Below are 11,021 nucleotides of genomic sequence, written 5' to 3' on the forward strand. Positions count from 1 at the left end.
GCACGGTCCACGACATCCTCAACCAACGCATGCCGGGCGTAGCCCAACAGGCACTGCCGGAGGGCCCTCCCCCTCCGGCAGTGCCTGTTGGGCTACGCCCGGCATGCGTTGGTTGAGGATGTCGTGGACCGTGCGCAGGGCGAGTTGCTTGGGGCCCTCCAGTTCCCAGCTCTCCGCGGCCTCGCTGCTGAGGAGTTGTTTCACCAGGTCCATCTGGGCCTGGATCATGCGGAGTTGGTCGTCGCGCATGCTCTGCATGACCAGGCGGGAGTCCTCGGGGTGCTGGGCGAGGTGGAGGGCCCATTGGTGGACGCCGCCCTGTTCGAGGTGGTGCTGGAAGAAGGCGATCTTCTGGGCCTCGATCTGTTGCAGCTCCAGCATCTGCCGGCCCTGCAACATGGCCTGTTCGTGCTGCCAGCGCTGCTGCTGGAGCAGGAGGTCCTGCTGCTGGACGCCGTAGGCCATGGCCCGGTCCAGTTGGAGGGCGTCGATGTCCATGCCGCGCTGGGCCACCCGCATCTGTTCCTCGGCGGAGTGGTCGATGGACTGGAGCCGGCGCTGGTGGTCGATGTTGTCCTGGTCGCGGCGGAGCCGGACGGTCCAGGTGACCTGGAGGCCCGCCGGGGCGCCCAGCGGGCCCAGCAGGTTCATCGCTTCCAGCATCTCCCGCTCGGCGGCCGCGCTGTCGGCGATCGCGAAGCGGCGGGTCACCGGACGGGCCGCCTGCTGGAGTTCGCCGAGGAGGAGCCCCGGGACGTTCCGGTGGCCGGAGGCCACGAAGCGGGCCGGGTCCAGCACCTGCCAGGACAGATCGACCTGTGCCGTGAACTCGAACGCGTCGTTGTCGCTGGGCAACGGCAGTTCGGTGGTGTGCGGGTGCACGCCCATGTCCACCTCGTACACCGCCGTGTACCGGTTGGTGGCTATCTCGCCGCGGGTAGGCCGGCGCGGCGGCAGGTAGGCCTCGTAGCCGCCCTTCGCCGTGGCGAAGACCAGGGCGTGGTCGATACGGACGTACGACTTGAGGTTGAACTCGAAGCGTGACAGCTGACGCACGGTCAGGACCGGGTCGATCAGCTCGGTGTGCCGGTCGGCGTTCTGCTGCCACTCGGGCTGGCGGAAGGTGGGCATGCGGCGTGTCTCCTCGGAGGTACCGATCCGGTGCGGGTCAGCGGTTGGGCAGCGTGGTCAGCAGGCGGGCCGCGACCGGGGGCGGCGGGTCGCCGTCCTCGCCGGACATCGTGCGGAGCAGGTGACTCAGACGCTGGTGCTCGGTGGACGTGGTGACGAGGGTGGGGAGGAGGGCGGCAAGGGCCCACTCCACGGCGGTGGCCCGGTTCGCGATCAGCACCCATTCGTGGAGCACCTTGAGGGCGTCCCGGGTGGTGCGCGGGTCGTTGAGGGCGGTCCGCCACAGGAACGGCACGCCCTGGGCCGCCGGGCCGCTCTCGGTGGCGGCGCGGGCGTACCAGCCGAGGACCAGGGGGGTGCCGTAGGGCTCGTCGTTCTCCTTGCGGTCGCAGGCCGACACGAAGCCGTCGAGGGTGAGGTCGTGCACCGCCCGGTCGTCGTCGATGTGGACGCGCAGTTCGGCGAGGACCTGGTCGCTCGCCGAGGACAGCAGCAACAGGCCGACGGACTGGGCGAGTTCCACGGCCAGTTCCTCGTCGGTGCTGTCGGGCGCGTCGGCGTGGAGCCGCCGTACGGCACCCCGTAACGCGGCGAGGGCCTGTTCCGGGCGTTCCGGTCCGAGCAGGCCGTACGCCCGGACCGCCACCCAGCGCAGCCGCGGGTCGTCGCCGGAGCACCAGGCGTCGAGGATGCGCGGGATGTTGGGGGTGCCGACGAAGTGGGCGAGGGTGAGCGCGTTGACGGCGACGAGCCGCTGCCGGAACCGCTTGGACGTGCCCCAGGGCTGGATGACCAGCGCCATCGCCGACGGCAGGTCGGTCAGGGCGAGGAGGGCCGCGGTGGACGCGGCGCGGGTGCGCACCAGGGGGCGGCCGTCGTCGGCGAGGCGGCGCAGCCAGCGGATCAGCGCGGGGCGGGCGGAGGGGTGTCCCGTCCAGACCTCGCGGAGCAGTACCGCGGAGGCCCGTTCGTCCAGGAACTCGGCCTTCTTCTGTGTCACCGGCCCCCATTCCGTGTGCTCCTCCGCCAAGTAGGCCTTGGCCCGGGCGACTTGGAGGCGTTTGCGGACGTGGGTGCCGAAGACGGGGACCTCGGGGACACGGGCCGGGTTCTCGGTCTCCTGGAGGAACCGGTAGAGGAGGTCGCTCAGTTCGGCGGTGAGCGGGTACGGACCGCCGTCGAACGCGGCGAGCGCCACCAGGAACGCCTTGTCGCGCAGGTGCAGGGAGGTCTCGTCCTCCGCGAACCACTCCTGCACCTGGTTCTCCAGGGCCACCCACGAGAAGCCGGCCACCGCCTCCTCGGTCGCCTCCCCGGTCGCGTACCGGCCGAGCAGCTCGGCGAAGCGGGCGACCTCGCGGGGCTGGTGGCTGCGGCCGAGGAACTCGGTGACCTGAGGGTGGGTGAGGAGGCCGGGGTCGGTGCGGGTGCGCAGCTGGGCGGCGAGGACGGAGGCCGCCGCCGGGGGCGGCCACTCCTCGGGGGTGACGTCCTCGACGGGCGTGGCGGGTCCGATGGTGACGACCAGATAGGCGTCCTGCGCGGTGAGCCGGTCGCGGACGGCCAGGAGGTGGTGCTCGCGCAGCGGGTTGTCGCGGCGGGTGGTGAGGTCGTACAGGACGTAGCCGCAGGTACGGGGCGGATCCTCGGATGTGTCCGGGTCCTCCGCGGGGAGGCTGTCGGCCAGTTCACCCGGTCGTGTGTCGCCGTCCAGTACGCGTACGGGGGAGGCGCCGAGCCGGTGCAGCAGCATCAGGGCCGCCGTGCGTCTGCCGGTGAAACGGCCGCCGGAGAGCACCAGCACCCGTTCCTGGCGCAACCGCTCCGCGAGACGGGCCATGAGCTCCTCGTCGGCGGCGAAGTGCGCGGCGAGCTCCTCCAGCGTGGTGCTCGGGACCTCTCCGGAGGCGCCGGACGTGGGGGAGGCGAGCGTCGGGAAGTTGACGTGGAAGACCTCCGTCCTGCTGCCCAGGAAGACGTCGCCGGAGAAGTTGCCGCCGCTGATGCCGCCGTTCTGGGTGCCGCCGTGCAGCCCGCCGTTGAAGGCGGCCCGCGCGCCCACGTTCATGATCCGCGGGCTGTGGTCGACGAGGTCGCGCCGGGCCGACCAGGCGTTCTGCGGCTGGTCCCGCTCCTCCGGCTCGCCCTCCGCCGCGGGCCGTGCGCCGTCCGCGGTCTCGGCGTCGCCGCCGGGCTGCTGCGGTACGGCGTTGGCGGCCCCCAGGCGTTCGGGGGCCGGCGCCTCCGGTGTGCTCACGCGCCCTCACCCCGCCCGCCGCCGAAGGTGACGTTGCCGTGGAAGGTGCCGCCGCTGATGCCGCCGTTCTGGGTGCCGCCGAAGACACCGCCGTGGAACGTGCCCCCGCGCACGTCGACGGTGGAGCCCGGCGCCGGGGCTCCCCTGTTTCCGTCCGGCGCCGGGCCGTCCTCGTGGGGGCCGCCCTGTTCGGGCACCCGCGGCGCCGGGCGGTCCCCCGATCCGCCCGGCGCCTCCCCCTTCTCACGGTGGTCCTGGCCGGTCGCCGCCCCGGGCACCGGTCCGTGCAGCCACGCCGTCAGCGGGCCGTTCTTGCTGTCCACGCTGACCTCGTGGAAGTCGTCGGCGGGAACTCCCGGGTGGTCGTGCCGTACGACTCCGCCGTACAGCGGGTCCGAGACGCACAGCGCGAAGTCGTCGGCGCGCTCGCGCAGGGCGGCGCGCAGGATGTCGGCGTCCAGCAGACGGCAGGCGTGGTTCAGGTCGGAGCCGACCCAGCCGTCGTGCTCGTCGACGGCGACGTAGCCGGTGGCGACGACGGCCCGCAGCCGGATCTGCGCCGAGCGGGAGGCCATGCGGTTGACCGCCCTCAGCTGTGCCGGAACCTCGCCGAGCAGTGCTCGCAGCAGCGCTGTGACCGGGGCGTTCGCGTCGATGAGCTCCATGACCGAGTCCCCGCGGTCGGCGCGCAGCCGGAGGGTCTCGTCGATGCCGGCGCTCTGCAGGGTGCGGTCGGTGATGTCGTAGAGCATGCGCCGGAGGTAGGCCTGCTCGACGTCGTCCCGGTCGCTGTACCTCTCGATGTCCACCAGCAGGATCGTCCGGGCCACGGGGTCGCTCATGGTCGCCTCTCGAGGGGGGTGGGGCGTGCAGACGAGAAGCGTGATGGAGAGGGGGCTGTGGCAGGGAGGACGGATGACGCAGTGGGAATGTGACCGTGTGCACAGAAGTGGGCGGGGGAGGGGGTGCGGCTACAGGTCGTCGGACGGGTGCGGCGCCGTCGTGGCCGGTCGCGCAGTTCCCCGCGCCCCTGAAGGCGGCTGCGCCGCCATCCGGCGCAGGACGTCCGGGCGCATGATCAGCATCGCCCGCCTTCCCGTCGCGACCACGTTCTTGTCCCGTAGCTCCTTCAGGAGGCGCTGCACCATCTCGCGTGAGGCGCCCACCGAGCCCGCCAGTTCCTGCTTGCTCAGGGGGACGGCGAGTTCGATGCCGTCCGGGGTGCGGCGGCCGTGGGTGCGGGCCAGGTCCAGGAGCAGGACGGCGAAGCGTTCCCGCACGTTCATCGACGCGAACTCCAGCCGGCGACGGTCGGCCGCGCGGGTGCGGTCCACGGTGAGGCCGAGCAGGGCGAAGGAGGCCGCGGGGGAGCGGTGCAGGAAGCCCCGGAAGCGTTCCCGGTCGACGGCCACCGCCCTGACCTGCTCCAACGCGGTCACCGTCGCTCCGCGTGGCCGGCCCGTCAGCGCCGCCGACTCGCCGACGACGTCACCGGGGCCGCGCAGGGCGAGCAGCGCCTCGTAGCCGCTGGCGGCGGACGCGGTCACCTTGGTCCAGCCGTGGACGAGGAACAGGACGTGCGCGGACGGCTCCTCCTGGCGGAGCAGGACCGTGCGCGGCGGGAAGTCCAGGCCGCGGCCGAGCGCCAGCAGGGTCGAGCGGTCCTCGCTCTCCAGCCGCGCCAGGAACGGCACCCGGTCGTCCAGGCCACCGTCGTCCGGTGAGTACGCCGGCGTCCACGTCGTCATGCCTCATCCCCCGAATCCCCATGCGGGCCCCGTCGTGAAGACCGGTCAACGTACTGAACGCCCAAGATCGCGTGGGACGGAAGAGCGCGAATCGGCCACCGGCGCCGGCCGTGCCCCTCGACGGTCGAAGAGTCCGGCGTGTCGGGGCCCGCTCCATTTGTTTTGACCGAAGTCCTTGAGGTAGGTACGCTCAGACCTTGTGCCTGGGGTGTGCCCTGGCTCTCGTGCGTGCCATCAACCGCATGGCGAGCCTCCATCGGCCACCGTGAATCCGCGCCCTTCTCACCTTCGGGTGGAAGTCTGCGGGATCCGACACACCCGACCGCGTGGGTCGGCGACGTTCCAGGTTAGCTTCACCATTCGGCACACAGAAACCGGAGAAGTAGTGCCTACGATCCAGCAGCTGGTCCGGAAGGGCCGGCAGGACAAGGTCGAGAAGAACAAGACGCCCGCACTCGAGGGTTCGCCCCAGCGTCGCGGCGTCTGCACGCGTGTGTTCACGACCACCCCGAAGAAGCCGAACTCGGCCCTGCGTAAGGTCGCGCGTGTGCGTCTGACCAGCGGGATCGAGGTCACCGCTTACATTCCGGGTGAGGGACACAACCTGCAGGAGCACTCCATCGTGCTCGTGCGTGGTGGCCGTGTGAAGGACCTGCCGGGTGTTCGCTACAAGATCATCCGCGGTTCCCTTGACACCCAGGGTGTGAAGAACCGCAAGCAGGCCCGCAGCCGCTACGGCGCCAAGAAGGAGAAGTAGAAAATGCCTCGTAAGGGCCCCGCCCCGAAGCGCCCGGTCATCATCGACCCGGTCTACGGTTCCCCTCTGGTGACCTCCCTGATCAACAAGGTGCTGCTCAACGGCAAGCGCTCCACCGCCGAGCGCATCGTCTACGGCGCCATGGAGGGCCTGAAGGAGAAGACCGGCAACGACCCGGTCATCACCCTCAAGCGCGCGCTGGAGAACATCAAGCCGACCCTCGAGGTCAAGTCCCGCCGAGTCGGCGGTGCGACGTACCAGGTTCCGATCGAGGTCAAGCCCGGTCGTGCCAACACGCTCGCGCTGCGCTGGCTGGTCGGTTACTCCCGCGCCCGTCGCGAGAAGACCATGACCGAGCGTCTGCTCAACGAGCTTCTCGACGCCTCCAACGGCCTCGGTGCCGCTGTGAAGAAGCGCGAGGACACCCACAAGATGGCCGAGTCCAACAAGGCCTTCGCGCACTACCGCTGGTAGTCGCAACCCACATCGAGACCGAGAGAAGACCGAAGCCTTATGGCTACCACTTCACTTGACCTGGCCAAGGTCCGCAACATCGGGATCATGGCCCACATCGACGCGGGCAAGACGACCACCACCGAGCGGATCCTCTTCTACACCGGCGTCAGCTACAAGATCGGTGAGGTCCACGACGGCGCCGCCACGATGGACTGGATGGAGCAGGAGCAGGAGCGTGGCATCACGATCACCTCTGCTGCCACCACCTGTCACTGGCCGCTTGAGGACGACGACTACACGATCAACATCATCGACACCCCGGGTCACGTGGACTTCACGGTCGAGGTGGAGCGTTCGCTCCGCGTCCTCGACGGTGCCGTCACCGTGTTCGACGGTGTCGCGGGCGTTGAGCCGCAGTCCGAGACGGTGTGGCGTCAGGCCGACCGTTACGGCGTGCCGCGCATCTGCTTCGTGAACAAGCTGGACCGTACCGGCGCCGAGTTCCACCGCTGCGTGGACATGATCAAGGACCGGCTCGGTGCCGTTCCGATCATCATGCAGCTGCCGATCGGTGCCGAGATGGACTTCAAGGGCGTTGTGGACCTGGTCCGCATGAAGGCGCTCGTGTGGTCCGCCGAGGCGGCGAAGGGCGAGATGTACGACGTCGTCGACATCCCCGCCACGCACGTCGAGGCCGCCGAGCTGTACCGCGGTCAGCTGGTCGAGACCGTCGCCGAGCACGACGACGAGATCATGGAGCTGTTCCTGGAGGGCCAGGAGCCCACCGAGGAGCAGCTGTACGCCGCGATCCGTCGTGTCACCATCGCGTCCGGCAAGTCCGAGGGCGTCACGGTCACCCCGGTGTTCTGTGGCACCGCGTTCAAGAACAAGGGCGTCCAGCCCCTGCTCGACGCGGTCGTGCGCTACCTGCCGACCCCCCTCGACGTCGAGGCCATCGAAGGCCACGACGTCAAGGACCCCGAGGTCGTCGTCAAGCGCAAGCCGTCCGTGGACGAGCCGCTGTCCGCGCTCGCGTTCAAGATCATGAGCGACCCGCACCTGGGCAAGCTCACCTTCGTCCGGGTGTACTCGGGCCGCCTGGAGACCGGCACCGCGGTGCTGAACTCCGTCAAGGGCAAGAAGGAGCGCATCGGCAAGATCTACCGCATGCACGCGAACAAGCGTGAGGAGATCGACGCGGTGGGCGCCGGCGACATCGTCGCCGTGATGGGTCTGAAGCAGACCACGACCGGTGAGACGCTCTGCGATGACAAGAACCCGGTGATCCTGGAGTCCATGGACTTCCCGGCGCCGGTCATCCAGGTCGCCATCGAGCCCAAGTCCAAGGGTGACCAGGAGAAGCTGGGTGTCGCCATCCAGCGTCTCGCGGAGGAGGACCCCTCCTTCCACGTTCACTCGGACGAGGAGACGGGCCAGACCATCCTCGGCGGTATGGGCGAGCTGCACCTCGAGGTGCTGGTCGACCGTATGAAGCGCGAGTTCCGGGTCGAGGCCAACGTCGGCAAGCCGCAGGTCGCGTACCGTGAGACGATCCGTCAGGCCGTCGAGCGCGTGGACTACACCCACAAGAAGCAGACCGGTGGTACCGGTCAGTTCGCCAAGGTGCAGATCGCGATCGAGCCGATCACCGAGTCGGACGGCCCGGCGTACGAGTTCGTGAACAAGGTCACCGGTGGCCGTATCCCGCGGGAGTACATCCCGTCGGTGGACGCCGGTGCGCAGGAGGCCATGCAGTTCGGCATCCTCGCGGGCTACGAGATGACGGGCGTCCGCGTCACGCTTCTCGACGGTGCCTACCACGAGGTCGACTCCTCCGAACTCGCGTTCAAGATCGCCGGTTCGCAGGCGTTCAAGGAGGCCGCGCGCAAGGCCAAGCCCGTGCTGCTCGAGCCGATGATGGCCGTCGAGGTCACCACGCCCGAGGAGTCGATGGGTGATGTCATCGGCGACCTCAACTCCCGCCGTGGCCAGATCCAGGCCATGGAGGAGCGCAGCGGCGCCCGCGTCGTGAAGGGCCTCGTGCCCCTTTCGGAGATGTTCGGCTACGTCGGAGACCTCCGCAGCAAGACCTCGGGTCGCGCAAGCTACTCGATGCAGTTCGACTCCTACGCCGAGGTTCCCCGGAACGTCGCCGAGGAGATCATCGCGAAGGCCAAGGGCGAGTAACACACTCCGTTTACACGCTTTAGGCTTGACACCGACCGCCGGGATTCACCCGGAAACGGAAATCCCGGCGGGCGGCATCCCAGCAAAGATCACCCTGGCGCCGATGAGCAAGGCGTACCAGAACCACTCCACAGGAGGACCCAGTGGCGAAGGCGAAGTTCGAGCGGACTAAGCCGCACGTCAACATCGGCACCATCGGTCACATCGACCACGGTAAGACGACCCTCACGGCCGCCATTACCAAGGTGCTGCACGACGCGTACCCGGACCTGAACGAGGCCTCGGCCTTCGACCAGATCGACAAGGCTCCCGAGGAGCGCCAGCGCGGTATCACGATCTCGATCGCGCACGTCGAGTACCAGACCGAGACGCGTCACTACGCCCACGTCGACTGCCCCGGTCACGCGGACTACATCAAGAACATGATCACGGGTGCGGCGCAGATGGACGGCGCCATCCTCGTTGTCGCCGCCACCGACGGCCCGATGCCGCAGACCAAGGAGCACGTGCTCCTGGCCCGCCAGGTCGGCGTTCCGTACATCGTCGTCGCCCTGAACAAGGCCGACATGGTGGACGACGAGGAGATCCTGGAGCTCGTCGAGCTCGAGGTCCGTGAGCTCCTCTCCGAGTACGAGTTCCCGGGCGACGACCTGCCGGTCGTCAAGGTCTCGGCGCTCAAGGCGCTCGAGGGCGACAAGGAGTGGGGCCAGACGGTCCTGGACCTGATGGCCGCCGTCGACGAGGCGATCCCGACCCCGCCGCGTGACACCGACAAGCCGTTCCTCATGCCCGTCGAGGACGTCTTCACGATCACCGGTCGTGGCACGGTCGTCACCGGCCGTATCGAGCGTGGTGTCCTGAAGGTCAACGAGACCGTTGACATCATCGGCATCAAGCAGGAGAAGACCACCACCACGGTCACCGGCATCGAGATGTTCCGCAAGCTGCTCGACGAGGGCCAGGCCGGTGAGAACGTCGGTCTGCTCCTCCGTGGCATCAAGCGCGAGGACGTCGAGCGCGGCCAGGTCATCATCAAGCCCGGTTCGGTCACGCCGCACACCGAGTTCGAGGCCCAGGCCTACATCCTGTCCAAGGACGAGGGTGGCCGCCACACGCCGTTCTTCAACAACTACCGTCCGCAGTTCTACTTCCGTACGACTGACGTGACCGGTGTTGTGACCCTCCCCGAGGGCACGGAGATGGTGATGCCGGGTGACAACACCGAGATGAAGGTGGAGCTCATCCAGCCCGTCGCCATGGAAGAGGGCCTGAAGTTCGCCATCCGTGAGGGTGGCCGGACCGTGGGCGCCGGCCAGGTCACCAAGATCAACAAGTAAGTCTTGTTGGCTTGAACGCCTGGTAGCTCCCAGAGCTCCTGAAGGGGCCCGTACGACTTCGGTCGTACGGGCCCCTTCGCGTTGCCCTGCGCAGGTTCCGGCTGCGGGCCGATCGCCGCAGCTGGTTCCCGCCAGGGCGGGGCGTCGGCTGTCGGAGAGATGCCGGGGAGCAGGACGGCGGCGAGGGATACGGCGAGACAGGTGCCGAGGACGCGTCTTCGTCTGTACACGCGCGTGATCATCGGGGCGTTGTACGACCGCCGACAAGACGCCGGGTCACTGGATGTTGCGCAGCGAGGGATGGTCGTACGACATCTCGCAGACGTAGAGCTGGAGGGCGTGGTCCCGGCCGATGCTCAGGTGGGTGGGCTGGGCCGGGCCGGAGTCGTCGAGCGGGAACCAGCTGCGGCTGCCGCCGTCGCACTCCCAGCCGTCGATGGTGAGCAGGGGCCGCACCGCCGAGCCGCACTCCTCGCAGGACAGGGGGAAGGGGTCGGTGTAGCTCCACGGGGCGTGGCCGCCGACCTTGCAGCCCGGGGCGACGGCGAGGTCGTACTGGTAGACCGCGCCGTGCTCCTCCGCCCAGTCCTCGACACGGTCCGCCAGCTCCTCCGGCAGCTCGTGCGGCGCCGGGTACTCGATGACGGGTTCCGGGTACAGGACGCAGGGCTCGGGGAGGTAGCGGTCCCTGCCGATCACCGACGGGTGCGGGGCCGCCGCATCGGGCAGCGGGTCGACGACCTCGGCGGCCGTCCGCCAGCGCAGTTCCGTGCGGGGCATCCAGCCCTCGTGGTCGAAGGGGCACCAGAGGAGTTGCAGCAGGTCGGTGCCGGGCGGGCGGGGGAGTCCGGGGACGTCGTGGGCGTAGAGCTGGGCGACGGGGATCAGCGGGACAGGGCCCTCCTGAGGTATCCGGCGCGCGGTCGTGGCCCGGTCGACGACGGCCCGCTCCTCCCGGGTGAGGAAGTCGGCGCCCTCGGCACGCGGCCGGCTGTGCGCCTCGGCGAGGATACGGCGGCGCAGGCGCAGGTCGGCGAGGGTGTGGCCGAGGTGGGCGGGGCCGTCGTGCTCGGGGCAGGTGGGCCAGGCCTCCTCCGCCGGCCAGAACAGCGGGCCACCGATCGAGCTGTCCGCCGCGGTGGGGGCGC

At 69.4% G+C, this 11,021-nt stretch carries 9 protein-coding genes; 4 read left to right on the top strand and 5 right to left on the bottom strand.

Annotated features, from left to right (window positions below):
• Positions 1 to 18 precede the first annotated feature (18 nt).
• The 4 genes from HLK59_RS44125 to HLK59_RS44140 all read right to left on the bottom strand — a co-directional run bounded on the left by HLK59_RS44125 (position 19) and on the right by HLK59_RS44140 (position 5,136).
• Complete coding sequence (locus HLK59_RS44125; RefSeq protein WP_206328320.1) at positions 19 to 1,131, bottom strand: hypothetical protein; 1,113 nt, start codon at positions 1,129 to 1,131, stop codon at positions 19 to 21.
• Positions 1,132 to 1,168: 37 nt separating this feature from the next.
• Complete coding sequence (locus tag HLK59_RS44130) at positions 1,169 to 3,388, bottom strand: hypothetical protein (protein ID WP_206328321.1); 2,220 nt, start codon at positions 3,386 to 3,388, stop codon at positions 1,169 to 1,171.
• The gene (locus tag HLK59_RS44135; protein ID WP_171147308.1) at positions 3,385 to 4,230 is read right to left on the bottom strand and encodes a hypothetical protein; all 846 of its coding nucleotides are present in this window, start codon (positions 4,228 to 4,230) and stop codon (positions 3,385 to 3,387) included. Before HLK59_RS44135 ends, HLK59_RS44130 begins: the two co-directional genes overlap by 4 nt.
• A gap of 129 nt (positions 4,231 to 4,359) precedes the next feature.
• Positions 4,360 to 5,136 (bottom strand): Crp/Fnr family transcriptional regulator, encoded by a 777-nt coding sequence (locus HLK59_RS44140; RefSeq protein WP_171147309.1) that lies wholly within the window; start codon positions 5,134 to 5,136, stop codon positions 4,360 to 4,362.
• Between the two features lie 385 nt (positions 5,137 to 5,521).
• Between HLK59_RS44140 and rpsL the strand changes: the two genes are divergently transcribed.
• The 4 genes from rpsL (at position 5,522) to tuf (ending at position 9,873) form a co-directional block, all read left to right on the top strand.
• Positions 5,522 to 5,893, top strand: a complete 372-nt coding sequence (rpsL, locus tag HLK59_RS44145) for a 30S ribosomal protein S12 (RefSeq protein WP_003948652.1) — start codon at positions 5,522 to 5,524, stop codon at positions 5,891 to 5,893.
• Positions 5,894 to 5,896: 3 nt separating this feature from the next.
• The gene (gene rpsG, locus HLK59_RS44150) at positions 5,897 to 6,367 is read left to right on the top strand and encodes a 30S ribosomal protein S7 (protein ID WP_055553483.1); all 471 of its coding nucleotides are present in this window, start codon (positions 5,897 to 5,899) and stop codon (positions 6,365 to 6,367) included.
• A gap of 39 nt (positions 6,368 to 6,406) precedes the next feature.
• Complete coding sequence (gene fusA / locus HLK59_RS44155) at positions 6,407 to 8,536, top strand: elongation factor G (protein ID WP_171147310.1); 2,130 nt, start codon at positions 6,407 to 6,409, stop codon at positions 8,534 to 8,536.
• Between the two features lie 143 nt (positions 8,537 to 8,679).
• On the top strand, positions 8,680 to 9,873 hold the full coding sequence (tuf, locus tag HLK59_RS44160) for an elongation factor Tu (RefSeq protein ID WP_171147311.1): 1,194 nt from the start codon (positions 8,680 to 8,682) through the stop codon (positions 9,871 to 9,873).
• A 276-nt stretch (positions 9,874 to 10,149) separates the two neighbouring features.
• Here the strand turns inward: tuf and HLK59_RS44165 are convergent.
• Positions 10,150 to 11,021: hypothetical protein (locus tag HLK59_RS44165; protein ID WP_171147312.1), on the bottom strand; the 872-nt coding region annotated here is incomplete at its 5' end.

Source organism: Streptomyces sp. S3(2020) (assembly GCF_013044505.1).
GTDB lineage: Bacteria > Actinomycetota > Actinomycetes > Streptomycetales > Streptomycetaceae > Streptomyces.